The organism is Microbulbifer guangxiensis, assembly GCF_021729075.1.
Classification (GTDB): domain Bacteria; phylum Pseudomonadota; class Gammaproteobacteria; order Pseudomonadales; family Cellvibrionaceae; genus Microbulbifer; species Microbulbifer guangxiensis.
In genome coordinates this window covers 1-23,573 of record NZ_JAJSAQ010000006.1, presented here as the reverse complement: position 1 = coordinate 23,573, position 23,573 = coordinate 1, and the positions used below count along the sequence as shown (strand labels likewise).

The 23,573-nt window shown below is 61.2% G+C and carries 21 protein-coding genes and 1 tRNA gene; 8 read left to right on the top strand and 14 right to left on the bottom strand.

Annotated features, from left to right (window positions below):
* Positions 1-67 precede the first annotated feature (67 nt).
* The 3 genes from LVD12_RS13305 to LVD12_RS13295 form a co-directional block, all read right to left on the bottom strand.
* Positions 68-715 (bottom strand): oxidoreductase, encoded by a 648-nt coding sequence (locus tag LVD12_RS13305; protein ID WP_237068223.1) that lies wholly within the window; start codon positions 713-715, stop codon positions 68-70.
* Positions 716-773: 58 nt separating this feature from the next.
* Positions 774-1,199: a DUF4174 domain-containing protein gene (locus LVD12_RS13300; protein WP_237068222.1), complete on the bottom strand. Its 426-nt coding sequence runs from the start codon at positions 1,197-1,199 to the stop codon at positions 774-776.
* 98 nt (positions 1,200-1,297) lie between these two features.
* Entirely contained in the window at positions 1,298-1,849 is a 552-nt protein-coding gene (locus LVD12_RS13295) for an NUDIX hydrolase (RefSeq protein WP_237068221.1), read from the bottom strand.
* Between the two features lie 258 nt (positions 1,850-2,107).
* Between LVD12_RS13295 and katG the strand changes: the two genes are divergently transcribed.
* Positions 2,108-4,423, top strand: coding sequence for a catalase/peroxidase HPI (katG, locus tag LVD12_RS13290; protein WP_255771926.1), 2,316 nt, complete (start codon positions 2,108-2,110; stop codon positions 4,421-4,423).
* Between the two features lie 68 nt (positions 4,424-4,491).
* On the opposite strand, the gene LVD12_RS13285 is transcribed toward katG, so the two are convergent.
* From LVD12_RS13285 to LVD12_RS13265, 5 genes are all read right to left on the bottom strand, one after another.
* Positions 4,492-4,914 carry a DUF2784 domain-containing protein gene (locus LVD12_RS13285; RefSeq protein WP_237068220.1) on the bottom strand — a complete coding sequence of 141 codons (423 nt, stop codon included), beginning with the start codon at positions 4,912-4,914 and terminating at the stop codon, positions 4,492-4,494.
* Entirely contained in the window at positions 4,904-5,593 is a 690-nt protein-coding gene (locus LVD12_RS13280; protein ID WP_237068219.1) for a DUF6064 family protein, read from the bottom strand. Before LVD12_RS13280 ends, LVD12_RS13285 begins: the two co-directional genes overlap by 11 nt.
* On the bottom strand, positions 5,590-6,525 hold the full coding sequence (locus tag LVD12_RS13275; protein ID WP_237068218.1) for an aldo/keto reductase: 936 nt from the start codon (positions 6,523-6,525) through the stop codon (positions 5,590-5,592). The genes LVD12_RS13280 and LVD12_RS13275 overlap by 4 nt, the downstream gene beginning before the upstream one ends.
* Positions 6,522-6,968 (bottom strand): hypothetical protein, encoded by a 447-nt coding sequence (locus LVD12_RS13270; protein ID WP_237068217.1) that lies wholly within the window; start codon positions 6,966-6,968, stop codon positions 6,522-6,524. The genes LVD12_RS13275 and LVD12_RS13270 overlap by 4 nt, the downstream gene beginning before the upstream one ends.
* Positions 6,969-7,102: 134 nt before the next feature.
* Positions 7,103-7,759, bottom strand: a complete 657-nt coding sequence (locus tag LVD12_RS13265; RefSeq protein ID WP_237068216.1) for a peroxiredoxin — start codon at positions 7,757-7,759, stop codon at positions 7,103-7,105.
* A gap of 5 nt (positions 7,760-7,764) precedes the next feature.
* Here LVD12_RS13265 and LVD12_RS13260 point away from each other — a divergent pair, with 5 nt between their 5' ends.
* The 4 genes from LVD12_RS13260 (at position 7,765) to LVD12_RS16180 (ending at position 13,690) form a co-directional block, all read left to right on the top strand.
* Positions 7,765-8,127: a hypothetical protein gene (locus LVD12_RS13260; protein WP_237068215.1), complete on the top strand. Its 363-nt coding sequence runs from the start codon at positions 7,765-7,767 to the stop codon at positions 8,125-8,127.
* Between the two features lie 268 nt (positions 8,128-8,395).
* On the top strand, positions 8,396-10,066 hold the full coding sequence (locus LVD12_RS13255; RefSeq protein ID WP_237068214.1) for a VRR-NUC domain-containing protein: 1,671 nt from the start codon (positions 8,396-8,398) through the stop codon (positions 10,064-10,066).
* Positions 10,051-12,579 (top strand): ATP-dependent DNA helicase, encoded by a 2,529-nt coding sequence (locus LVD12_RS13250; RefSeq protein ID WP_237068213.1) that lies wholly within the window; start codon positions 10,051-10,053, stop codon positions 12,577-12,579. The genes LVD12_RS13255 and LVD12_RS13250 overlap by 16 nt, the downstream gene beginning before the upstream one ends.
* A 127-nt stretch (positions 12,580-12,706) precedes the next feature.
* Entirely contained in the window at positions 12,707-13,690 is a 984-nt protein-coding gene (locus LVD12_RS16180; protein WP_237068212.1) for a CLCA_X family protein, read from the top strand.
* Here the strand turns inward: LVD12_RS16180 and LVD12_RS13240 are convergent.
* Positions 13,648-16,731, bottom strand: coding sequence for an efflux RND transporter permease subunit (locus tag LVD12_RS13240; protein ID WP_237068211.1), 3,084 nt, complete (start codon positions 16,729-16,731; stop codon positions 13,648-13,650). The two genes, LVD12_RS16180 and LVD12_RS13240, sit on opposite strands and share 43 nt — an antisense overlap.
* Before the next feature lie 3 nt (positions 16,732-16,734).
* Positions 16,735-17,808, bottom strand: coding sequence for an efflux RND transporter periplasmic adaptor subunit (locus LVD12_RS13235; RefSeq protein ID WP_237068210.1), 1,074 nt, complete (start codon positions 17,806-17,808; stop codon positions 16,735-16,737).
* A gap of 489 nt (positions 17,809-18,297) precedes the next feature.
* Between LVD12_RS13235 and LVD12_RS13230 the strand changes: the two genes are divergently transcribed.
* Complete coding sequence (locus LVD12_RS13230; protein ID WP_237068209.1) at positions 18,298-19,416, top strand: MipA/OmpV family protein; 1,119 nt, start codon at positions 18,298-18,300, stop codon at positions 19,414-19,416.
* A 45-nt stretch (positions 19,417-19,461) separates the two neighbouring features.
* Here LVD12_RS13230 and LVD12_RS13225 read toward each other — a convergent pair whose 3' ends face one another.
* Entirely contained in the window at positions 19,462-20,055 is a 594-nt protein-coding gene (locus LVD12_RS13225; RefSeq protein ID WP_237068208.1) for a tRNA-uridine aminocarboxypropyltransferase, read from the bottom strand.
* 2 nt (positions 20,056-20,057) lie between these two features.
* On the opposite strand from LVD12_RS13225, the gene LVD12_RS13220 reads away from it, so the two are divergent.
* Together LVD12_RS13220 and LVD12_RS13215 are read left to right on the top strand one after the other, a co-directional pair.
* Positions 20,058-20,492: a GNAT family N-acetyltransferase gene (locus LVD12_RS13220; protein WP_237068207.1), complete on the top strand. Its 435-nt coding sequence runs from the start codon at positions 20,058-20,060 to the stop codon at positions 20,490-20,492.
* Between the two features lie 480 nt (positions 20,493-20,972).
* Positions 20,973-21,064, top strand: a tRNA-Ile gene (locus LVD12_RS13215).
* Between the two features lie 96 nt (positions 21,065-21,160).
* Here the strand turns inward: LVD12_RS13215 and LVD12_RS13210 are convergent.
* The 3 genes from LVD12_RS13210 to LVD12_RS13200 all read right to left on the bottom strand — a co-directional run bounded on the left by LVD12_RS13210 (position 21,161) and on the right by LVD12_RS13200 (position 23,413).
* Positions 21,161-21,574: a hypothetical protein gene (locus tag LVD12_RS13210; RefSeq protein ID WP_237068206.1), complete on the bottom strand. Its 414-nt coding sequence runs from the start codon at positions 21,572-21,574 to the stop codon at positions 21,161-21,163.
* Positions 21,575-21,654: 80 nt separating this feature from the next.
* Positions 21,655-22,656, bottom strand: coding sequence for a DUF1214 domain-containing protein (locus LVD12_RS13205; RefSeq protein ID WP_237068205.1), 1,002 nt, complete (start codon positions 22,654-22,656; stop codon positions 21,655-21,657).
* A 226-nt stretch (positions 22,657-22,882) separates the two neighbouring features.
* Positions 22,883-23,413 (bottom strand): hypothetical protein, encoded by a 531-nt coding sequence (locus LVD12_RS13200; RefSeq protein ID WP_237068204.1) that lies wholly within the window; start codon positions 23,411-23,413, stop codon positions 22,883-22,885.
* Positions 23,414-23,573 lie beyond the last annotated feature (160 nt).

The following is a 23,573-nucleotide window of genomic DNA, read 5'->3' as shown; positions in this document are numbered from 1 at the left end:
AAGTCTAGCCATTTCTCTGCAGTACCCGGCCGCGGGCGCGTTGGAGCACCCGGTTGCAGCGGTGCGTTCAGTGCGGGAATACTTCGTCCAGGGTGAATATCTGCAGGCCCGAGCCTTCGCTGACGCTCAGCTCCACCATTTTCCGGGCGACCTGCCGCCCGGCGATCGGCCGGTAGCGGCGCAGTCCCGGCAGGGCACAGACGGCGGGCAGTATCCAGCTGCCGAGCTTCTCCCCCACGCGCAAATGATCCCGCTCACCCAGCAGCAGGGAAGGGCGCAGGATACTGATGCGTTCGAAAGGCAGTTTCATCACTTCCTGCTCCAGCTCTCCCTTCATCTTCAGGTAAGCACTGCGGCTATCGGGGTTGGCACCGCTGGAGGAGACCAGCAGGTAGTGTCGCACTCCTGCCTGTGCGGCGAGTTTCGCTGCACGAAGCTGGTATTCCACATCCACCCTGCGCTGAGCCTCGAGTGAACCGGCCTGCCGCCGGGTGGTGCCCAGGCAGGAAAAAAACACGTCGGCCTGGAACAGTGGCGCCGAATCCTCCAGCCGATCGAAGTCCACAACGGCATTTTGCACCTTTGCTGACGTGTGTGAGAGTGGCCGTCGGGCGAGGGTAACGATTTGCTTGAAGTGGGGGGAGTCAACAAGCTGGTCGGTCAAGTGCGAGCCGACCAGTCCGCTGGCACCGATGATAAGGGCCTGCTTTGTCATGGTTTGAGTCTGCCCGGTGATAACAATTGTTCCTGGTTGTGGTCGATGAAACCCGTACTCACTGGCGGCGCATTTCTTCCTGGCGCATGGGCATGCTGTCGATGCGCTTGAAGATCGCTTCAAGATCCAGGGAGGCTTCCCGGGCCTTGACGCCCCCGTCTTTCCCGATCAGGACGACATTCGTTGCCCCATCGGTGAAATAGCGCTGCAGCAACATTTCCCTGAATCCTCCGGCGATGGCGCCGGTATAGTTGCTGGTCATACCCTCGGCTGTGATCAGGAACCAGACCAGATGGCGCTCGGAGATTTCCGTTGCGGCAGCACGCAGGGTTTTCTCGGCGTCGCTGCCTGCGACTGGCGCACGCACGATCAGTATGCGGTTTTTCCATTGCAATGAATCGAGATTTTCCATTCCGCGGTCTTCAGCGCACAGGGGGTGGACGAGCAGAAACAGCCAGAAGGGCATCGAAAACAGAAGCTTCATGGTACGGGTCCCGGACCTGTCATGCAGGAATAGCGATGATTCGAACGCAGTGAGAGAACAGCTGCCTGTGTCCCCGCTCAAAGGACTCAGTACGGTCCTCAGGGCTCGACAGACCTGTCTTCCCTGGTAGTCTGGTTGAGGTAACGCCGGATATAGGGTTTATGGGGGTAGAGGATGTCTTCCGGCAGTGCGTCCCGGTGGAAGAATCGGTAGCTGGTGATTTCCGCATCCCGTATTTCTACCCGATCACCGCCCAGCCGGCCGCGGATGGCAACATTGATGATTTCTGATCGCGGCACCTTGGTTACCTCCAGCACTTCAAAGTCCGCGAGCTCTATCCCCAGTTCCTCCTGTAATTCACGCTGTGCGGATTCCTCGAAGGACTCGTATCGGTCGAGCCAGCCCCCGGGCAACGCCCACTTATCCTGATATGAGTGTTTCACCAGGAGCAGTTCGTCGCCTCGCTCGACGAAATAGATCATGCCAACCACAAACTTGTCGGCAACGGCATAGGAGATATCCCAGCGCATGGCAGGGGAGAGCCTGCGATAGACCTCGTACTTGAGGCCCGGGAAAAGGACAAACAGCAGGGCGGTGAAGCCCCCCAACAGAAACAGGGCGAGTGCAGTTTTTTTCAGGATGGATCGCATTTCCCCAGGGTATCCCGCGGTAACGGCATAGGACCAGGGTTCAATGGTAGCAGGATCGGGTGGTTAACGCTGCCAGCCCGTCCTGCTCCCGCGATATAGCTTTTCGGTCCAATATTATTCCCCTGTGCTGAATTGGGGATAGATTGGCACATCAGCACTCCTACGGGTCGCCTCGTTCTTCGCGTCTGCGCTGCACGGGGCAAAATCTCTTATATCTTTGTGCTTATCCTGCGTTCCCTATCTCCTGGAGCTACTGACATGCCTAACAATAAAGATTCTCTTTGCGCCGCCCTGGCGCTATCAGCATCGCTGCTGTTTCTGCCGGGCCTGACCCAGGCTCAGGAGCAGCCTCCACTGGAGGCCACCGGCAATCCCGGTGACGGGGGAAAAATGCAGCGCGGAGGGCAACCGAAGTCCAACCAATTCTGGTGGCCCGACCAGCTGGATCTTTCGCCCTTGCGGGATCACGGCGCTGAATCCAACCCGCTCGGTGACGACTTTGACTACGCCAAGGCCTTCAACAGCCTCGACCTCAAGGCGGTCAAAAAGGATATCGAGACAACCCTGAAGACATCCCAGGACTGGTGGCCGGCGGACTACGGCCACTATGGTCCACTGATGATCCGTATGGCCTGGCACAGTGCCGGTACTTATCGGGTAGCGGATGGGCGTGGTGGTGCCGGCGGCGGCCAGCAGCGTTTCGATCCGCTCAACAGCTGGCCCGATAACGCGAATCTCGACAAGGCCCGCCGCCTGCTGTGGCCAGTGAAACAGAAATATGGCGAGGCCCTGTCCTGGGCCGACCTGATGGTGCTGACCGGCAACGTGGCGCTGGAGTCCATGGGCTTCAAGACCTTTGGTTTCGGCGGTGGCCGGGTGGATGACTGGGAGCCGGACCTGGTCTATTGGGGGCCGGAGACCAAAATGCTCGATGCGGAAAAACGCTTCAAGGGTGGCAAGCTGGAGAACCCTCTGGCCGCTACCGTGATGGGTCTTATTTACGTCAACCCGGAAGGCCCCAACAGCAGTGGCGACCCGCTGGCTGCCGCCGAAAAAATCCGCCTGTCATTCGGTCGTATGGCCATGAATGACGAGGAGACCGTGGCCCTGATTGCCGGTGGCCATGCCTTTGGCAAGAACCACGGTGCAGTCAAGGCAGACTGTGTCGGGCCGGAGCCCGCGGCCGCGCCGATTCAGGAGCAGGGTTTCGGCTGGAAGAACAAGTGCGGCGAGGGCAAGGGGCCGGATACCTTTACCAGTGGCCTGGAGGGCGCCTGGACAGTGAGCCCGATCCAGTGGAGCAACAATTACCTGCAGAACCTGTACAACTTCGAGTGGAAGCAGGTGAAGAGCCCGGCCGGTGCGATCCAGTGGATCCCCAAGGATCCCAGTGCCGCCAACCTGGTGCCGGATGCGTTCGATCCGAAGAAGCGCCATGCACCGGTCATGCTGACCACGGACCTGTCGTTGAAGATGGATCCCGCTTACCGCAAGGTATCCGAGCGATTCAAGGACAACCCGAAGGAGCTTGAGGAAGCCTTTGCCAAGGCGTGGTTCAAGCTGACTCACCGTGATATGGGCCCGAAATCCCGCTATCTCGGTCCCGAGGTGCCGAAAGAGGACCTGATCTGGCAGGACCCGGTACCGCCGGTGGATCACAAGCTGATTACGGATGCGGATGCGGAAAAACTGAAGGCCAAGATCCTCGCTTCCGGATTGACGATCCCTGAACTGGTGCGCACCGCCTGGGCCTCCGCCTCGACCTTCCGCAGGAGTGATCTGCGCGGCGGCGCAAACGGTGCCCGCATCCGCCTGGAGCCACAAAAGAGCTGGCCGGTGAACAACCCGCAGGAACTGGCCAAGGTCCTGGGCAAGCTGCAAAGCGTGCAGCAGGATTTCAACAAGTCCCTTTCCGGTGGCAAAAAGGTGTCTCTTGCCGATACGATTGTGCTGGCTGGCTCTGCCGCAATTGAGGAGGCGGCCAAGAAGGGTGGTCACAACGTCAAGGTGCCGTTCACGCCGGGGCGGACCGATGCCACAGCGGAGATGACGGAAGTGGAATCCATCAAGTTCCTGGAGCCCAAAGCCGATGGTTTCCGCAACTTCTACATGGAGGGCAGCAGCACCATGCCTCCGGCGGAGGCGTTGGTAGACCGGGCCGACCTGTTGTCGCTGTCGGTGCCTGAGATGACCGTGCTGCTCGGCGGCATGCGCGCGCTGAATGCCAACACCGGCGGCTCCAGGCACGGCGTGTTGACGGACAAGCCGGGGACCCTGAGCAATGATTTCTTTGTCAACCTGCTGGACATGTCCACCCAGTGGGAGAAATCGTCGAAAGGCCAGGGTGTCTACGAGGGCAAGGATCGCAAGTCCGGTAAATCAAAGTGGACGGCCACCACCGTGGACCTCATTTTTGGTTCCAATTCCGAGTTGCGTGCGGTGGCCGAGGCCTACGCGAGCAAGGGCGGTGAAGGTCGGTTCGTCAATGACTTCGTGGGCGCCTGGGTCAAGGTCATGAACCTGGACCGTTTCGATGTGCCCCAGTCCCAAGGGTCGCAGACTGCCGCGAGATAATCCCACCCGGAAGCAGAAGGCCCATTAGCTTTCAAAGAGAGCGACCACCGGTCGCTCTTTTTTTGTTGTTAGTTATGGTCGTGGTGTCGCCGGCCGAAAGGGCGCGGGGGCACCCAGAACCAGCTGCCGGCAACCAGGGCACCGAAGACGGTATAGCAGAGCACAAAGACCCAGTCCGGCAGGCGGTAATACAGGAGGCTGCCGAGCCAGTACGCGATAAAACTGCCCGAATAAGTCGCTTCTCCCGCGCGCTCCCGCAGCGCCATCTCCCAGATCGTGAGCGGACAGATGGCGCCGAGCCACGATTGCAGCACGACCACTCCAATGGCGACGACATGCAAAAGCCGGAACCAGGGGTTACGGACCCAGTGCCACTTGCGGAGTCTGCCAAGCAGGATCAGCAGTAGCCCGCATACGACAAAGGCAACGAACAGCACGTGGGTGACCAGGATCAGGTCCGCCGCCAGCAGGTACAGCGCGTTACGATCCATCGCTGACTCCGCGGGCGCTCGCGACGGTTTTCCAGACCAGTGCGGTCAGGATCACTCCGAGCATGCCTAACAATGCAGACGCCCAGGGCAGTGCCAGTGCCAGCAGTGTCAGCCCGGAAAGCAGGGCGCCTGACAGAGGGATGATGCTGGCAAGCCAGAGTGCCGTCCGTCTCAATACGACCAGGCAAAAGCCCAGTGTGGTCAGGGCCGTTGGATCGGCATGAACACCGAAGCTTTCCGCCTGCATCCATGAGAAACCCGCAAGTGGGGCGATCAGCGGATAAGCGACCACACCGATCAAGACACTCGACAAGCCGATCAGGGCGGGCAGGTTGCCGAAGCTCTTCTGGCGATCTATTCCGACTCCCGTCAATCCGAGCAGTGACAGAATGACGCCCTGGGCCAGAAAGGCCAGGCCGAGGTAAGGTGCTGCCCAGTTGAGTTCTGCATAGTGTTGCAGGTGAAAAACCAGCCCGCTGCAGATCCATGCAGGGGCGAGGAAGATCAGGGCAAGCCGGTTGCGGTGCGCAAGCGCCAGCGCAAAGGCGGCAAGTCCGAGGACCAGCAGGGCTATCTGCAGTGGCCAGGTGTCTTCACTGACCCGCTGCAGCAGGCGCAGGTAGACCTCCTGTGTGAAAGGGATGAGGTCCTGCAGACGATAGCTGGACCAGTCACTCATAGGGTCTCGATAGTTCTAGCCATCCGCTCCCTGCAGACAGCGGACGGCATCGGCGAGTGCCCGGCACGCATATTCTCATTGAGGTGTTCGACCCGGGTGGTCGCGGGGATGGCGCAATGCACGGCCGGGTGACTGACGATGAATTTCAGCAGGAAGTCGGCCCAGGTTTTGCAGCCGCATTCTTCTACCGCCCACTGCGGCACCTGTTTTCCCCGCCGTTTGAGTCCCTTGATCAGGTTACCACCGTCATAGGGCCGGTTGGCGATGACGGCAATACCCCGCTCTCTGGCTAACGGTAACAGGCGCCGCTCTGCCTCACGATGGGTAATGTTGTAGGTCAGCTGGGCAAAATCGATCTCCTCGCTGGCCATCACCTGTTCGAACTCTGCGTGGCGGCGGCCGTGGGAAGTGGTGATGCCGATGTAGCGGATCTTGCCGGCAGCCTTCAGCTCCCGCAGGGCTGCCAGGTGCTCGCGCCAGTCGGTGAGGTTGTGAATCTGCACCAGGTCGAATGTCTCCACACCCCAGCGTCGGGCCAGTTCCCCTACCTGCTCCCGTGTCGTGCCGCCGGCGGGGCTCCAGACTTTCTCGGCAGAAAACAGGGTGTCCGGCTTGCCCAGGCGCTTGAGGGCATAGCCGATGACATCCGGCGCCGAACCGTACATCGGCGATGAGTCGATCAGTCCACCGCCATGCTGGAAGAAGGCATCGACGACCCGGGCGCGCTCGGCCAGCAGCTGTGGATCACTGCCGACATTGAACGTGCGCCAGGTGCCGAGCCCGATGACCGGCAACGGCTCACCGCTGGCGGGTATGGGTTTTTTAACCGTGGCGGTGCTCGCTGCAAGCACCGCTGCCTTCGGCAAAGCGAGTGCGGTGAGGCCAGCAGCGAGTAATTTCAGGGCATGTCGGCGATTGTATTGATGGGTCATGGCATCCTCGGGGGAATGGCATTGCCGCGGATCGTATCGGGGCGTCGGAGAGCTGTTCCCAGCAGCAGTACAAAACATGCCAGGACGAATACCTTGTTGATAAACCAGTTGGTGCGCCAGATCGACCAGTCGGGATCAGAGAGAAACCAGACAAAAAAGCTGACAATAATCACGATCTCAAGGGCGGAGACAGCGACCGCCAGTGGATAGACATAACGGGGACGTGCCAGCAGGGCCCAGCCGAGCCACAGGTGGATCAGTGGCCAGAGATCCCAGTAGATATAACGGTTCCACGGCTCGGCATTGGCGAGGGAAAAGCCGATCGGGAACAGATATTTGATAAACAGGGACCAGGCCGCGAGCACAAACAGGAAGTGGGCAAGGAAGGATATCCAGGCATCGGGTGCACCCTGTTGCGCGCGCGCTGTCGTCGTTGGAGGCATTCGACCCATCCGCAAGTCAGCTGGAGCCACGAAAAGTATTCAGGCACTTTCGATCGGTAGGTACGGGTGGGGCGCGGAACCTGTATGACAGGTCACGCCACGCCCCACTGCCGGCCACCGACCGGTCCTGGATCTTACTTGGCCGGTGCCGCGGTATAGCGGAGGTAGGGCAGCTTGATGTCGATGTTGCCGAATTTTTCTTTCGCCTGCGCATCATTCAGGCTCAGGGCGACAATGACGTCCTGGCCGGGTACCCAGTTCGCCGGTGTTGCGATTGGTACGCCATCAGTGGCTTGTACGGCATCCAGCGCTCGCAGGATCTCGGTAAAATTTCGCCCCACTGACATGGGGTAGGACATGGTGAGGCGGATCTTCCTGTCCGGACCAATGATGAATACTGTGCGCACTGTGGCGCTATCGGCTGGTGTCCGGCCATCGGGGAGGTAGGCATCCGCCGGCAGCATGTCATAGAGCTTGGAAACGTTAAGCGAGGTGTCGTCGATGATCGGGAAGTTGGCCGGGGCGCCGGCAAAGTTCTCGATGTCGCGCTTCCACTTCTGATGTTCCTCAACGCTGTCCACAGAGACACCCATCACCTTGGTGTTGCGCTTCTCGAACTCTGGCGCGAGCTGGGCAACAGCACCAAATTCCGTGGTGCAGACCGGCGTAAAGTCCTTCGGGTGGGAAAACAGGATTGCGTAGCTGTCGCCGATCCATTCGTGAAAGGAAATCTTGCCGGCGGTGCTGTCGGCACTGAAGTCTGGGGCGGTGTCATTGATGCGTAAAGACATCGAACATGGTCCTCGGTTGGTTGTCGGTGCACTTGTCGATCCGTCGCTTCTCACCTCAACATACGCGAAGCTACATTTCAGGGTATTTCTCCGGGGGGCGAAGTTCAACGGTCAAGTGGTCAATGCCTGAACCTGGCGGAATTTCCGTTCCTGGTGATTTTATTATTGGACTGTCGGGAGTGAATATCGGCAGGCAATCTCCGCTGGACACCCGTTCACTCGATGGAATGGTGTGCAAGCTGCCTGCGGCCATATTGCCGGGTCAGGAAATTTTGATGCGGCGAGTGCTGACCGTGGTCAGCAATTTTCCACCCAAACGAAAAGATCTGGCGGTTATGCCCGTTCAGCTGTTCTTTATTCGAAGATAGGCGGGAAAGCAGTGCACAGTTTGATCGCTGGATGGGGGATCCCCGGAAAGGGTGGAGGTCACCCCGGGGTGTTTCACCGTCGGTCGATCCTGCGACCGTGGGTATCCGGGCAGTCGTCCCACCGGTTTGTCCGTGTCCTGCGGTTCCTGTATAAATATGCAGTAATTCCTCGTTCAGGGGGGCATCCTGGTCCGGCCGTGCCGCTGGGGTCTTCTCCTGTTACAGAGTCCGCAGCCCAGATAGCAGCCCGAGCGCTGAGCAGTCGAGAATGTCCGCCTCCGTCGAACTGGCCCCAGACTATTACCTGACCAATTTTTGCGCGCTGGTGGACTTTGTGGTCGCCCGCTATGAGCCGCTCTTGTCTGGCGGGGAGCTGGGGTTTTACCGCGCTTTTCATGGGCTCGACAGTGACAGTCAGCGGCTGTATGTGCGCCTCTTGTCCCGCAAGGGGGTGTCGTCATCAGCCGGGGCGCTGTTTCGCCTTGGCAAACTCGCCTATGAAGAGATCGATGACCTTGCCGCGGCGGCAGCGCAGCTGGCCTCAGCGGGACTGTTGTCGTGTGACCCGGTATTGCCCGCCGCCGAACTCCTGCCCCTGTTTACGAAAGCCGAGCTGCTGGCGGCCAGTCCCGCTACGCTGCCAAAGACATTGAAACGCCCGGCGCTGGAGCAGGCGTTCCTGGATCAGGGCGGCGATAGTGAGAGCGACCTGCTGCAATTGCTGCTGGCCGATGAAACGATCCTGGCCGTGCAGTGCGCCGAGCACTTTGAAACCTTCAAACTCTGTTTCTTTGGCAATCTCCGCCAGGACCTCACCGATTACGTGCTGCGGGACCTCGGTCTGTACCGCTTCGAGGCTTATCCACTGGACCAGCAGCACCTGCCATTCCAGAGCCGGGCACAGATCGAGCGGCACCTGCAGTACTACGAATGCCTGGGAGAGCTGGACGCCGCCATGGATGGGGGCGCAGCGGCGATCCAGTCTCTCGCACAGCGGCTGCCGGAGGAGATCGGCGGGGACGCGACGCTCCACCGGCGCCTGGACCGGCTGCGCCTGACCCTGGCGCGACAGCTGGAGCGGCTGGAGGCCCTCGAAGAAGCCGATCAACTGTACCGGCAGTGCAGCCGGCCGCCGGCCCGGGAGCGCCGGGCGCGGATTGCGGCCCAGTGCGGTGAATTCGACGCAGCCCTGGCGCTCTGCTCGGAGATCCTCTCGGCACCGGACAACGAGGCCGAACAGGTGTTTGCCGAGAGCTTCGGCTACCGGACAGCAAAACGGGCCAAACGCCTCGCTGACTGGGAGGCGCCAACCCGTTACCAGCCACCCACGGATACGGTCGCGTTGCCAGCGGAACCGGAGCGGGTTGAACGACTGGCGGCAGCCTACCTGCAGGGTGAGGCGGACAGCTGTTTCTACGTGGAAAACTGCCTGTTCAAGGGCGTGCTGGGCCTGTATGTGTGGGACATCCTGTTCTCACCCGTTCCCGGCGCCTTCTTCAATCCCTTTCAGGTCGCACCCAGTGATTTCCGCAGCCCCGATTTTTACCGGATGCGCCGGCAAGCGTTCGAGCGACGCCTGGCCGAACTTGACAGCGGGTCGCTGTCACGGCGTGTCCGGGCCAACTATGACGAGAAGTGGGGCATCGCCAACCCGCTGGTGGCCTGGGAGGTGCTGTCGGAGCCGCTGCTGACACAGGCGCTGGAACGCATACCGGCTGAACACTGGCAGCTGCTGTTTCGGCGCCTGTTGAACGATATCGAGCACCACCGCAATGGTCTGCCCGACCTGATCCTGTTTCCGGCAGCGGGGAGCTATGAGCTGGTGGAGGTGAAGGGACCCGGCGACCGCCTGCAGCAGAACCAGCTGCGCTGGCTGGCATTTTTCGCCCGCCACCACATTCCCCACCGGGTGCTGCACGTGGAGTGGCAGCAGCCGTGACCATGGATGACGTGGCTGAGCGCGAGACCGGGGTGACCGGGTGTGATTTGACCGCAGAGATTGCCTTGCCTGTCCTGGAGATCCCGGTGGGGGCACTGGTGGCCTTCGCCTGCCGCCGCGGCGATCTGGTGGGCGAACGGCCCGGCGGCCCCTCTGCCCGGGAAGGCATCCGCGCACACCAGAAGCTGCAGAAGAAACGCCCGCCCGGCAGCGAGGCCGAGTACCCGCTGCAGGTGTTCTGGCAGTGCGAAGGGCAAACCGTCATTCTGCGCGGCCGCGTCGATATCCAGCATCCGCAGACTGACCTGCACCGGCCGGTGCAGCTGGAGGAGATCAAAACCACCTACTGCCCGCCGGAGCGACTGCCGGAGGCGATCCGCCAGCTCCACTGGGCGCAGCTGAAGGTCTACGGTTTCTGTTATCTGTTGCAGCAGCGCACCGAAGCGACAGGCGACGGCGGGCGCATCGCCCTGCAGATGCTCTGGTACAACCTGAAAGAGAAGAAAACTTATCCGGAGCTGCGGGAGTTCGGCTGGCCCGAGCTGGAGGCTTTCACCAATGAGGCCCTCGGGGTCTACCTGCGCTGGCACCGTCACTGGCAGCAGCACCGGGATCAGGTGCGTGAATCCGCGCGGACGTTGGCATTCCCCTTTGCGAATTATCGCGATGGCCAGCGGCAGTTGGCGGTGGCGGCCTACCGCTGCCTGCGGGATGGCGGTGAGTTGGTGGTGGAGGCGCCCACCGGCATCGGCAAGACCGTCAGTACCCTGTTCCCGGCCATCAAGACCGTGGGGGAGGGCCATGTGGATCAGCTGGTTTACCTGACCGCAAAGAATTCCGGGCGCGGGGTCGTCCGCGAGACTGTGTCGAGATTACAGCAGCAGGGTCTGCAGCTGTCGCTGCTGGAAATCCGCGCGCGGGATAAAACCTGTGCCTGCTCGCTGGGCCTGTGCAGCCTTGACGCCGATGGGATCTGTCCGCGCACCCGGGGCTTTTTCGACCGCCTGCCCGAGGCGCGGGAAACGCTGTTGGGGGAACCTCTGCTGACCGCGGACGTGGTGGCAGGGGTGGCCGACCGGTTGCAGCTGTGCCCGTTCGAACTGTCGCTGCAGATGCTGCCCTGGGCCGACCTGGTGGTGTGCGACTTCAATTACGTGTTCGATCCCCTGGTGCGGCTGAATGTCCTGCAGGATCAGAGTCAGCGCCGCGGCCTGTTGATCGATGAGGCGCACAACCTGGGTGACCGCGCGCGTGCCATGTTCAGCGCCGAACTGAGCCGCAGGGAAAGTCGCCGTGCATCGAAGGCCTGTCGGGGTGCCCATGTCGGCCTGGGTCGGAGTATCCAGTCACTGGTGCGCGCGCTGGACAAATGGGTAGTCACGCGGCGGGAGGCAGGCAGTGGGTTGGCAGCGCGACCGGCGGAAGGAGCAGAGCTCTGGGTGACATCGCTCACCGAAACGGAATCCCGCCCCGCAGCGGTCAGCCGCGCCGCCGACAAGGTGGCGGCCGCGGTGAGCCAGTTGTGGGAGCAGGGCCAGTCCGCGCCCGACGAGATTGCCGACTGGCTGAAGGCGCTCTATCGCTACCTCGCCATCGATCAGCTGGCGTCGGAACACCATCGTTGCCTGACCCGGGTGCATGACCGTGACGCGCCCTGGCAGGAGCAGCAGCTGAAACTGCTGTGCCTGGATGCCGCCGGGCAGCTGGCCCAGGTTTACCGCCAGTTCCACGCGGTGATCGCTTTTTCCGCCACCCTGCGGCCCGCCAGCTATGTGACGCGGGAGCTGGGCCTGCAGCAGGGGGCGCCGTACCTTCAGTTACCTTCGCCATTCGATGCACAGCAGCTGGGGGTCTTTGTCTGTCCCTATGTGGACACCCGCTACCGGGCGCGGGATGGGGCCATCGATGCCCTGGTGGAAATGGTGGCCCGTGTTTACCACAGCCGGGCGGGCAACTACCTGGTGTTCTTCCCTTCCTATCGCTTTCTGCAACAGGTTGCCGAGCGCTTTGCCGCACGGTTTCCGCAGCATGAAGTTGTCCGGCAGAAGCCCGGGGCCAGCGAAGCGGAGCGTGTCGCCTTTCTCGCGCACTTCAGTGAGGCCCGCAACAGTCTGGGCTTTGCCATTATGGGGGGCGTCTTCGGCGAGGGGGTCGACTACGTCGGGGAGCAGCTGGTGGGCACCATCGTCGTGGGGGTGGGCTTGCCGCAGCTCAACGAAGAGCAGGAACTCTTGCGCGCGGCCTACGACAGCGATGGTAATCACCTGCGGGGCGGCGGCTTCGATTTCGCCTACCGCTACCCCGGCATGACCCGGGTCCTGCAGACCGCCGGGCGGGTCATCCGCACCGAGTCCGACCGCGGCGTGGTGGTCCTGGCCGACAGCCGCTTTACCGACCCGTTTTACCGCAACCTTTACCCGGCGCACTGGCAGCTGCAGCTGTGCCCTGATGGCGAGGCCCTCTCGACCGGGCTAAGTCGTTTCTGGGGTTCCGGGGCGGAGCGGCAGGAGTGATGGGCGTCTGGCCACTGTCCGGCCACTGTTGCACAATGGGGTTGTATCCATGTACAGGTCGGAATCCACAACCACCCAACCACCCACAATCACCCACATTCACCACTGAACGCCGGCGCCTCTTATCGTGTTATCCCGACAGTTCTATCGCCGCGGACCGAGCCTGAGCCACCGGCATCCGGTGACCTTTGCCGATGTGCGCAGGACCTTTGGCTTCCGCTCCATCAGTATCGGCCGCTGGGTGACGCAGGCCGAGCGGGACCGGGCGGCCGGGCTCTTCCATGACGCCCTCATCGACCTGATGTCGATCCTGCAGGGGCCGGAGCTGTTGATCTCGCTGCGCGGCACCCTGTCGTTCCAGTACGGTATCGGCGGCCGGCCGGGCATTTCCGCCTTCTACGAGCCGGCCTCCCGGAGCTTCTCCCTGGCAAAAAATGCCGGCCCCGGCTCCATTGCCCATGAGTGGTTCCATGCGCTGGACCACTACCTGGCCGGCAAGGCCTTTATGGATGCGCCGGAGCGCATGTTTGCCTCCGAGGCCTGGCTGCGGGATGCCACTCCGGTCGTTCATCCCCTCAACGACCGCCTGTACGCCTGCTTCCGCACCATCATGCTGGATGAGGAGGGTGAGGAGCCGAGTGAGCTGTTCCGGATTTCCAGCAGGGTGGACAGGGCCAATGGCTGTGTTTACTACAGCGAGCCGGCAGAGCTGTGTGCGCGGGCTTTCGAGGCCTTCGTACAGGACGCCAGTATCAGCAACAACTTCCTCGTCGCCGGCACCAAAGCCACCGATGAGGCAAAGATGGGCCTCTACCCGAGCGGCGAACACCGCCGGCGCATCAATGCCGCTTTCAGCGAGTATTTTTCCCTGCTCGGCCGGGCCCTGCGTGCGGACCTGGCGCGACTGGAACAAGAGGGCCTGGAACGAGAGCCGTTGCAGCCGGATCCCTGGGGGCATTTCACCGTGCAGGTAGGGCACACCGCTGCTCCCGACCGCCGTTGTCAGCGGCGGGAGCCTCGGAGCATGGATCAGCGGGCCGCCTGCAACTCCGCGTCGAGCCTTGCGGACTACACCGAGCGCGGCTTGTGGAAACGGCCCAGGGTTAGGTAGACCACCGGCGTCAGGTAGAGGGTGAACAGCGCTGCCAGGCCGAGACCTCCGAACATCACCCAGCCGATGGCTGCGCGGGCCTCGGCCCCAGGGCCGCTGCTCAGGATTAGGGGCAGGCCGCCCAGTACCGTCGACAGCATGGTCATTGCGATCGGGCGCAGGCGCACCCGCGCCGCCTCGGTAATGGCGTCATAGACACTGTGGCCACGATCCCGCAACTGGTCGGCGAACTCCACCAGCAGGATGCCGTTCTTGGCCATCAGCCCGATCAGCATCACCAGCCCGATCTGCGAAAAGATATTGACCGTGGTGCCGGTGAAGAACAGCGCGTAGACCGCTGCCGCCAGGCCGAAGGGCACGGTGGTCATCACGATCACGGCACTGCCGAAGCCCTCGAACTGCGCACACAGCACCAGGAAAACCACCAGGGCGGCAATGGCATAAGTCATCGCCACTTCCCGGGAGCTCTCTTCCAGTGTTTCGGCCTCACCCAGGAACAGGATGCCCACGTCAGCGGGCAGTATCTCTTTTGCCAGCGCGCGCAGCTCGTCCACTGCACTGGCCAGCGGGTAGCCCGGAGCCAGTCCCAGGTCGATCTCGATGGCGCGGCGCTGGCCCAGGCGGTCCAGCTCGGCGGCGACACTCTCCTCGCGCAGGCTGACCATGCTCGACAGCGGCAGCAGGTCGCCGTTGCGGCTCTTCACGTACAGGTTTACCAGGTCCTCCGGTGAAGAGACGGTGGTGTTGGCGGCCTCGAGCATCACCGGCACCGCCTGGTCGCCCACGTTCAGGTCGACCACATCGAGGCCGTCGACCACTGCGCGCAACGTAGTGGCGATATTCTCCAGGGGGACGTCGAGGTCCGCCGCGCGGCGGCGGTCGATCTCGATCGACAGCTGCGGCTGGGTCGGCCGGTAACTGATATCAGGCTGGCCCAGGTGCGGCAGGCGGTCTTCGATGGCGCGGGCCATGTCCCGAGAGGCCTGGTAGATGCGGTCGTAATCGTTGCCCACCAGGGCTACCTCGATGCCGCCACCACCGCCGCGCAGGGACAGGCTGTTGGGGCTGCTGACACGGATGCGCGCTCCGGGGATTTCTGCCAGTGGGCCGGCGATTTCCCCTGTGAGGTCCTGTTGCGAGGTCTGCCGGGCATCCCAGGGCGCCAGCGGCAGGGTGACACGGGCGCGGTTGGGGTCGTAGCGGCCGATTTCCGTGAGGATGTCGGTGGCATCGCCGCGCTGCACCAGCGGCCGCAGCACGTCTTCAATCTGCTCAGCCTGGCGGCGGATGTAATTCTGCCCGACCCCATCCGGACCGGTGGCGTCCACACGGATCAGACCGCGGTCCTCCGGCGGCAGCAATTCCTTGCCCAGTACCAGGTAAAGGCCACCGGCGCCGATGGCCAGCAGCAGCGCGATGGCAAAGCTCAGGCGGGCATGGCGCAGGCACAGCACCAGGCTGCGCTGGTAGGCAGCACCGACACGCTCGCCGAACCGGGCCAGCCGATCGTAGAGCGGCCGGGTACGGGTCTCGCCATCGCTGTCGGCAAGGCGGGCGGTGAGCATGGGCACCAGGGTCAGCGCCACCACCGAAGACAGCGCCACCGCCGTGGCCAGCACCAGGCCGAACTCGCGGAACATGCGCCCGGCAGTGCTCGGCAGCAGGGCAATGGGGATAAAGACGCTCACCAGCACCGCTGTGGTGGCCAGCACCGCAAAGATCACCTGGCGCGTACCCAGCACGGCGGCCGCCCGGGCACCGAGGCCCTGGGCCCGGCGCCGCTGGATGTTTTCCAGCACCACGATGGCGTCATCCACCACCAGCCCGGTGGCGAGCACGATCGCCAGCAGGGTGAGGATGTTGATCGAGAACCCCATCAGCCAGATACCGGCCAGGGTGCCGACCAGGGCGACCGGGATGGCGGTGCTGGGTACCAAGGTGGTGCGGATATTGCCAAAGAACAGCCAGATTGCCGCCACCACTATCAGGATGGTGTAACAGAGGCTGATGACCACTTCGGTCACCGAGCCGCGGATGAACACGGCGCGGTCCTCGGTGACGGTGATATCCAGGTTGTCGAAGCGCTCGTTCAGTCGCTCGGCGGCCCGGCTTACGGCGGCGCTGATCTCGATGGTGTTGCTCTGTGCCTGGCGCACGATACCGAGCCCGATTACCGGGCGGTCGTTCAGGTACACCAGCGACTGTACGTCCTCGGGGCCGAACGCCACATGGGCGACATCGCCCACCCGGGTCTGCCCGCTGATAATGATGTTGCGTACCTGCTCCTCGGTGACCGTCGACGCGTCGGTGCGCACCAGTAACTGCTGGTCCTCGGAGCGGAAGCTACCGGAGGGCACATCCAGCGGCGCCTGCTCGAGCACGGCAGCCACATCGCTCACAGAGAGCCCGAAGCTGGTTAGCCGCAGTGGATCCAGCACTACCCGCAGTACCCGCTGGCGCTGGCCGGAAATCGGTACATCGGCCACGCCGGAAATCGAGATCAGCTCCGGGACGATGTCCTTCTCGATGATGTAGGTGAGGGCCTCGTCGCGCAGCTGGTCACTGGTCACCGCCAGGTGCATGACCGGTTCCGGCCGGTCCGCGGCCTTGACCACCATCAGCCGCTCCACGTCATCGGGCAGCTCCCGCTGCGCCTGGCTGACGGCCTCACGTACATCGGCGGCGGCAGTATCGAGGTCGACATTGGAGTTGAACTCCACATGGATGCGGAAATTGTTCTCTTCGCTGGAGGACTCGATGGTGCGGATACCGGATACCCGTGCAATCGCGCCCTCGACGATGCTGGTGACCTCGGCGTCCATGGTCTCCGGTGAAGCACCGCGCATCTCGCCCCGCACTGAAACCACGGGAACATCCACATCCGGCAATTCGCGCACTTCTACCGCGGTAAAGGCGGCGATACCGGCGATGGCGATCAGCAGGTTCAGTACCAGCACCAGTACCGGGCGCCGGATGGCAAGGGCGGCCAGGTCATTCCGGGAGTGTTCGTTCGCGAGCTTGTCGTCGGCAGAGGCGGTCATGGCTTACAACCCCGCGATGCTGGCAACGGGCAGACCCTCACGCATCCGCTGGGTACCCTCCGTTACCACCGACATGCCTTCCGGCAGCGCATCGGATTCCACCAGGATCCTGCCCTGCAGGCGCTGGACCACAGTCACGGGGACGCGGCTGACCGTGCCACCATCGACGGCCCACACATAGGCGCCGTCATTGCCCCACTGCAGCGCGACCTCCGGCACCACCGGGTAGCGGCCCGCCGCCAGGTCCAGGGTAATGCGGAAGCTCATGCCCGGCCGCAACCGGTCTTCGGCGTTGTCCACCTGCGCGCGCACGGTAAAGGTGCGGGTCTGCGGATTGACGCGACTGTCGATTTCCAGCACCTCACCCTGGTGCTGAGGGCTGCCACTGGCCCAGGTGGATACCGCGATGGCCTGGCCTTCGGTAATCTGGCCGAGAAACAGTTCGGGGACCTGGAACGATACCAATAGGTTGCTGCGGTCATCGATGGTGGTGATTTCGGTGGAGGGGTCCACCTGGGCACCGGGGTCGATATCCGTAATGCCGATATGACCATCGAAAGGGGCGTCGATAGAACGGTAATCCAATGCCACCTCGGCGCGGTTCAGGTTGATGCGCGCGCGCTCCACCGCGCTGCGGGCATCGTCGAGGGCACTTTCGGTGACACTGCCGGATTCGCGGGTGCGCTGGTAGCGCCCGTAGCGCCGTTCGGCATCCCGCAGCTCCACCCGTGCCAGTTCGACTGCCAGGCGCTGGTCGCGGTCGTCCAGCTGCACGATGGTCTGCCCGGCCTTGACCCGGTCGCCCGCTTTCAGGGTCACTTCGACTACCTCGCCGGTGACCTCCGGGAACAGGGTCACGCTCCTGGCCGCCCGGGAGGTGCCCACCGCTTCGATCCGCACCTGGCGCGGCTTCCAGTCGACGGACTCCATGACCACTGGCTGTGCCCAGTCTTTCTTGTTTTTACCTACAGCCTGGTCGCGGCTGTCGCAACCGGGCAGGGTGCCGAGCATCATAAAGGCCATGCCCAGAAGGCCCCCCCGGCGGAAACTACTGGCCATCAAGATTACTGAGTTCAAGTTTTCTCCCACCCGCTCTGGTAAGTCGCCTGAAATTCTGTGCGCCCCAGCTTACCCGTCAGCCGGCACAATTGTCATCCTGGCGCAGGGCGGATAAGCGCTATGGGAAGCTATGGGAAATAGTTACGCTCACCGGGTTGTCACGGATGAGCCGTTTGCGGGGAGTGGAAAAATCCCCTTTATTTGCAGAGTCTTTTCCCTGGCGGTGATCCAGAGCCAGTACCAGACAGCACCGCAGGTCCGGGTAAACCAAAGTGGCATCGTGGGAGCAAGTTAACCGGAGCGATCCTGCTAGGCTGTTAAGCTCAGGTCGCAATCCTGCTTCGGGTTTTCCCTGATGCCGATATGCCCAGAGGGCGCGGCGGGCAGAGAGTTCGAGGGCGACAAGCGATGATGGGGCGCCCTTTTTGTCATCTGTTTTGTTTCGACCGGCGTAACGATCAAATTGAACCCTCGACGACTGATCTTTCAGTGCGGAGACTGACACCCATGAAAACACTGCTCGTAGTCGTGGCACTGCTCTCATTGTTCAGGTTTGCACCTGCCAGTGCCGCAGACATTACCGTGCGGCTGCAGAACCCGCCTCCCGAGGGGGATCTGGTGATTCAGGTTTATGACAATGCGGATGCATTCGGGGATTTCCGCCGCCCGGCCCGCGAGATGCGCTTTGCGATCCAGCCCGGTGAACCCGGTGAAGCTTACGTGATTCCCGACGCACCCGCCGGGCAGGTGGCAGTACTGGCCTACGTGGATGAAAACAAAAACCGTGCGCTGGACCGGAGTTTCATCGGTATTCCCCGCGAACCCCTGGGGCTCTCCAACAACTACCAGCCCAAGGGGCCGCCGAGTTTCCAGCGGGCGAGTTTCCCCGTGGCTGAGGGGCAGGCCAATTATGTCGATATCGAGCTTTATTCCGTGCTCGGTGATGCCGGCCAGTGGGGTGTCGGCCTGGGCGCAGTGGGGCGCAGCAGTCCCTATGTGGGCTCCGACACCAACGTCGTACAGGTGATTCCGGCCATCACCTATTTTGGTGAGCGGCTGCAGTGGGTCGGCCCCAACCTCCGTTACGGCATCGCCGGCAGTGACCGGCTGCGTCTTGCCGTGACTGCCTCTTATCGCGTCGGTGCTTATGAAGAGGATGACAGCCCCAATCTCGAGGGACTCGGCGATCGGGATTCCACCGTGATGCTCGGCCTGGGAGTGATCTATGAGGGGCCTTACGGCATTGAGCTGGATTTTGGCTACCAGAATGATGTGCTCGACAATGTCGGGGGCGGTGGCATTGCAGCGGCCAGCGTTTCCCGCGGCTTCCAGTTCGGCAATATTCGCTTGAACCCGGCCCTGGGGGTCAACTGGACCAGCAGCAGCGTGGCGGATTACGATTTTGGCGTACCGCAATCGGCGGCCCTCCCGGGCAGGCCGGCTTATGACGTGGGCAGCAGTATCACCGTGGAGGCCGGCGTGGGCGCGCTGTGGGAGCTGACCGAGAACTGGCGCGTGGCGCTGAACGTCGCCTGGGAAAACCTCGATAGCGAGATCACCGACAGCCCCATTGTCGACGAGGACTACGTGATCAAGGGCTTTACGGCGATCACTTATACCTTCTGATGCAGCGGCAGGGCGGTGCGGGTACAGCGGACAGGTGCTGGCCCGTCACTCCCCGCAGTCCCGGCCAGCAGCGCTGCCTTGCTGCAGCGCAATCATCTTCTCGAACGGGCGCAGCAGGGGCTGGAAATCGTGTTGCGGTTCCAGCTGTTGCATTGCCATGGCAATACTCTCCACGGTGGACAGGCTGTCGGGCAGTGAAGAGCGGCGAACCTGGTAGTTTGACTGCAGATCGCCTTCCAGGCTGATGCGCGGCAGCGCCTGCAGGGCCGGGTTGAGATGCAGGATCTTCTTGGATTTGCGCCAGGTCGCATCGATCACCACCAGCTGATCTACGTTCCGTGGCTTTGCTGCTTTTGACTGCCCCGCGTCAGTATCCGGCAGCCAACTGAGGGACGGGTAGAGCAGGGCAGAACCGGGTGTCAGCATCTCTGCCCAGTCCTCCTTGGTAAACTGTTCCCCGATCACCAGTACACAGTTGTCGAGACAGAGATGGGCGATGCGGCCGGTGTTGAATGGATGCTTCTCTTCCTGGGGGTGCTGTATGATCAACACCCGGATTTGATTGGGTATATGGACCAGCGCACTGCAGTAACAGACTTTCAGCGGGCGGTGGCAGGTCGGGCAGGTTGGACGCGGCATAGATGACGGTTAACAAAGAGTTTTCAGCCCAGTGGCTCTCCGACGTGGAGCTGCCGCTGGCCAATAAATTCTACCGTACCCACAAGTTCCGCGGTAAAGCCCGACGCCATGAGCCCTGTGCAGTAATCAGGGATGGGCAGAATCACATCATAGCCTGTGGCTGCCTGCGCCCACTCACCGGTGCCAAACTGCTTGTCGGCGTCGCCGTCGCGCCGCAATTCCAGGGTCAGGGTGTCGCCAGACAGCTGCTGAACAGTATGGCAGAGGCGTTTGACGGGGAGACGTTTACCTTTCCCTACCGGCACCTGGTGCCGTTTTACCGGTCGCTCGGCTTTGCGGAGGTGGACGCCGATGGCCAGCCCAGCGCAATTCTGGATCGCTTCGATACCTACCGAAAGCAGGGCCGGGACATCGTGATAATGCGCCATGTCCACTGAACTTCGTTCGCTATGGATACCGCCCGGCCGGGTGAACCTGCTGAAGTCAAGCCAGTAGATGGAGAGTGGGTTGCCACAGTGCCTAACGACACAGCTCCCGGAGAGTTCGTACACCTTCGTGTGGTTATGGCAGGCAGTGAAGGTAGCCATACCGAACAGGTGACTATGCGTGCTTATATGCTGCTGTAACGTATAGCCTCTGGCTACTGTTTGGCCTGGAGCCACCAATGCGGAAGCATTGGTGGCTTTTTAATTTGGGGCTGAGCTCAAATAAAAAAGTAGTGATAGCAGTCCGGAGTTTTCTTTTTCGCCAAGTGAACACTCCCGTGGAGAAACGATGCTTTGAGCGCCAGGGGTGATCCTCTTGATATTTTTCCCTTGCCCCTATTGGCCCATGCTTCTAATATTGCACGCATGAACACCGCAAGCCGCTATCTCCCCGAATTCCGAATATCCCCAGCAGACCAGTTTCAGTCTGCTGGGGACGTAGCTCAACGGTAGAGCAGCGGGTTTATACCCCGTAGCGCCAGATAAGCGGCAGGTTGTGGGTTCGAGTCCCACCGTCCCTACCACGATGTACTCTCCTATTTTGGATTTTTAGACGCGGAGCAGACAAGTTACTGCGACTGCTGGTATCCACACGCCTGTTGTGAGGTGCTTAAACTTGCCTAGTCGGTGAACCAGAAATTCTTTGAGTCAGAGACAATGATTTCCTTTGCCTTTATGTCATTGATAGGACTTGAGGTGCATAAAACATAGCCGCTCACTTGAGAGATCGTGTAATCGAGTTCACCCTGTGAATAAGCATGCGGATAACTGGCTTCTTCTTGTTCTAATACCTTGTAGCTCTCTTCACTGCATAATTCCGCTGCTCTGCGGTTGAATGTCTTGTATGCGCCGTCAAAACCTACCCAGGGTTTAAAATTAGTTTTGGCGATTATGAAGTGCATCCCTGTTTCCACCTCTCGGTCTTGAAAGCCGCCGCCTAAGGCACTTGGTCCTCTCTCATTGATGTTGTGGTAAGAAGAGCTGCAGGAAGTGATAATCAGTGAAGAATATAATGTGTAGATAATTTTTTTCATGGGTAAGTCTTGAATCTAACGTTGAAGCTGTGGGGCGCCGCGATGCGGCGTCCTAACAAGCGCCTTGTTGGGCTCGCTGTTCAGCGATCGGTCAATGGCTTGATTGCGGGAAAAGTCCAAGAGCCGTCCAGAATCTCATCCCGCGGCTGGTAGAGGCGGATCGTGTAGTTCCAGCCTTCGGTGATGGGCAGGTAATTCTTGGCCTTAGGGTCTCCGCCGAAATGGATCGTGTAGGAACCATCATCGTTCGGCGTGGCCGATGTGTTGTTGTAGCTATTGCGATTGATATCGTTGGGCGCAAGGAAACCGTCGGCGTCGTAAACGGTGATCGACCAGAAGGCGTCCACCGGCACGTCACGGACCGTGACCACATGGGGCGTTTTGCCGTCGTTCTTGTCGACGGCATCGACAATGCCGAGGGCCGTCGTTGCTGGCTGCCCCGCCCAGCCCGCGATCCCGATCAGGTGGCCCAGCGGGTCGATCTCGCCTTTGCGACCGAAGGACGTGCTGGAATCAAGCCCGACGGCTGCGGCGAGGTCGTTGACTGCCTTCCGTGCTTTGGCAAGGGTTTCGAGGTTCCAGTTCGGTGCTTCGAACGGTCCCTTTCCGCCGCCCTCGATGATGATCGCGTCCTGCATGGCATGGGCGCGGGGAGCATCGTCGGGATTGCCCGCATCGACGAAGGTGCGGAACAGGAGCATCGCGAAACGCGTCCCAACTTCCTCCTTGGTCAACTTATACGCGCCGGGCTTAGCATAGGCGAAGCTGTAGTGGTCCTGGCTGATGATCAGCACCGACTGAAACCGCGCGTCCCCTTTCGGCAGCGTGACCGTCACCGGCTTCGACAGGTCCACGATCGCTGCGGAGTAGAGCGTGTCCTGGTTGGGCCGGATCACCGTCTGCTGTGCGTTGGCGGAGGCGACCTCCCGCTCGTGGAAGAGCTCGCCGATGCCGATGCTTCTTTCCTGCATGGTCAACCGGAACATGGTGTCGGATTCGGCGCGTACGAGGTTCTGGATCGTGATGTCCTCGGCAAAGGCGAGCGTCGGGAGCAACAGAGCGGTCAGAATTAGCTTTTTCATTGGCTTTTCCTAGTTGTGGCTCTCGTTTGTGTATTCATTACTCTACTCGTTCCAGAGGGGGCAACTTCCATGTTGCGTGGTATGATTTTTGAGGCCGAACGCCCAGGTAAGTGGCGCTCAGCTCGGAGCGACTGATCGCGCAATAATGTCGAAGGCATGCGCGAGTAGCCGCGGAGTGCTGAGCGTCCGAGTGAGGAGCAAAGCGATGAATGGCTTGACCGCATTGTTAGAGCCCCACCCTCTGACCGAGGATATGCAGCAAATAGGTTCCCATGTACCCGCGACCATGAAATCTCGCGTACAACTCCGGTTTGATATGAATTCGAGGATCTTTTGGTTCTTCACTAAGGCTCAGAAGATACTCCCAATTTCGGAAAACAAGACTATAGGGAGCAGACTCTTCTGCTTCTTGAAACAGCACGCGAGATCGCTGCTCCCATTTTCCTTCTTCGCCACAGCAATACGGAAATGAGTTGGAGAGAACACCCAATATGAACTTGGACTCCGACTCCAGGACTCCTCCTTCTGTTACGAGATTATCGAACTCATTTTCCTCGGAGGGTTCTAAACCGGTTAGCCAGTTCGGCTCGCTGCACGAATACCAACTCAAAAACAAAAGCCGAATGAAAGTTTCATTGTCTCGGAGATTGGCGGACCAGCGCGCCTTAAGCGCCGCTTTTGCTGTTCCCAGGGAAGTAGCCCCGGTTTCGTACGCGGCTTCAAGTACACCAATTTCTGCTAAGGATTTCACATCCATGTTTTTCTGGCTCTAACGCTCGGTTTAGGGGCGGCTGGAGTGTAGCGTAAGCCGTCCCAGTCGCGTCTTCGCGGCGATTACAACCGCTTGTATGACCTAATTCCCTAAAAATCCGGTAAGGTGAGGCCCGTAACTTGCCACGAACAAGTTACCGGTGTGG

What these genes read in the sequence shown, in the direction of transcription:
- LVD12_RS13255 (WP_237068214.1), top strand. Translation starts at nt 8,396, where the DNA reads ATGTCCGCCTCCGTCGAACTGGCCCCAGACTATTACCTGACCAATTTT.
- LVD12_RS13280 (WP_237068219.1), bottom strand. Translation starts at nt 5,593, where the DNA reads ATGAGTGACTGGTCCAGCTATCGTCTGCAGGACCTCATCCCTTTCACA.
- LVD12_RS13240 (WP_237068211.1), bottom strand. Translation starts at nt 16,731, where the DNA reads ATGACCGCCTCTGCCGACGACAAGCTCGCGAACGAACACTCCCGGAAT.
- LVD12_RS13295 (WP_237068221.1), bottom strand. Translation starts at nt 1,849, where the DNA reads ATGCGATCCATCCTGAAAAAAACTGCACTCGCCCTGTTTCTGTTGGGG.
- LVD12_RS13305 (WP_237068223.1), bottom strand. Translation starts at nt 715, where the DNA reads ATGACAAAGCAGGCCCTTATCATCGGTGCCAGCGGACTGGTCGGCTCG.
- LVD12_RS13300 (WP_237068222.1), bottom strand. Translation starts at nt 1,199, where the DNA reads ATGAAGCTTCTGTTTTCGATGCCCTTCTGGCTGTTTCTGCTCGTCCAC.
- LVD12_RS13200 (WP_237068204.1), bottom strand. Translation starts at nt 23,413, where the DNA reads ATGGATGTGAAATCCTTAGCAGAAATTGGTGTACTTGAAGCCGCGTAC.
- katG (WP_255771926.1), top strand. Translation starts at nt 2,108, where the DNA reads ATGCCTAACAATAAAGATTCTCTTTGCGCCGCCCTGGCGCTATCAGCA.
- LVD12_RS13220 (WP_237068207.1), top strand. Translation starts at nt 20,058, where the DNA reads ATGACGGTTAACAAAGAGTTTTCAGCCCAGTGGCTCTCCGACGTGGAG.
- LVD12_RS13285 (WP_237068220.1), bottom strand. Translation starts at nt 4,914, where the DNA reads ATGGATCGTAACGCGCTGTACCTGCTGGCGGCGGACCTGATCCTGGTC.
- LVD12_RS13205 (WP_237068205.1), bottom strand. Translation starts at nt 22,656, where the DNA reads ATGAAAAAGCTAATTCTGACCGCTCTGTTGCTCCCGACGCTCGCCTTT.
- LVD12_RS13225 (WP_237068208.1), bottom strand. Translation starts at nt 20,055, where the DNA reads ATGCCGCGTCCAACCTGCCCGACCTGCCACCGCCCGCTGAAAGTCTGT.
- LVD12_RS13210 (WP_237068206.1), bottom strand. Translation starts at nt 21,574, where the DNA reads ATGAAAAAAATTATCTACACATTATATTCTTCACTGATTATCACTTCC.
- LVD12_RS13275 (WP_237068218.1), bottom strand. Translation starts at nt 6,525, where the DNA reads ATGACCCATCAATACAATCGCCGACATGCCCTGAAATTACTCGCTGCT.
- LVD12_RS13230 (WP_237068209.1), top strand. Translation starts at nt 18,298, where the DNA reads ATGAAAACACTGCTCGTAGTCGTGGCACTGCTCTCATTGTTCAGGTTT.
- LVD12_RS13270 (WP_237068217.1), bottom strand. Translation starts at nt 6,968, where the DNA reads ATGCCTCCAACGACGACAGCGCGCGCGCAACAGGGTGCACCCGATGCC.
- LVD12_RS13265 (WP_237068216.1), bottom strand. Translation starts at nt 7,759, where the DNA reads ATGTCTTTACGCATCAATGACACCGCCCCAGACTTCAGTGCCGACAGC.
- LVD12_RS13260 (WP_237068215.1), top strand. Translation starts at nt 7,765, where the DNA reads ATGGTCCTCGGTTGGTTGTCGGTGCACTTGTCGATCCGTCGCTTCTCA.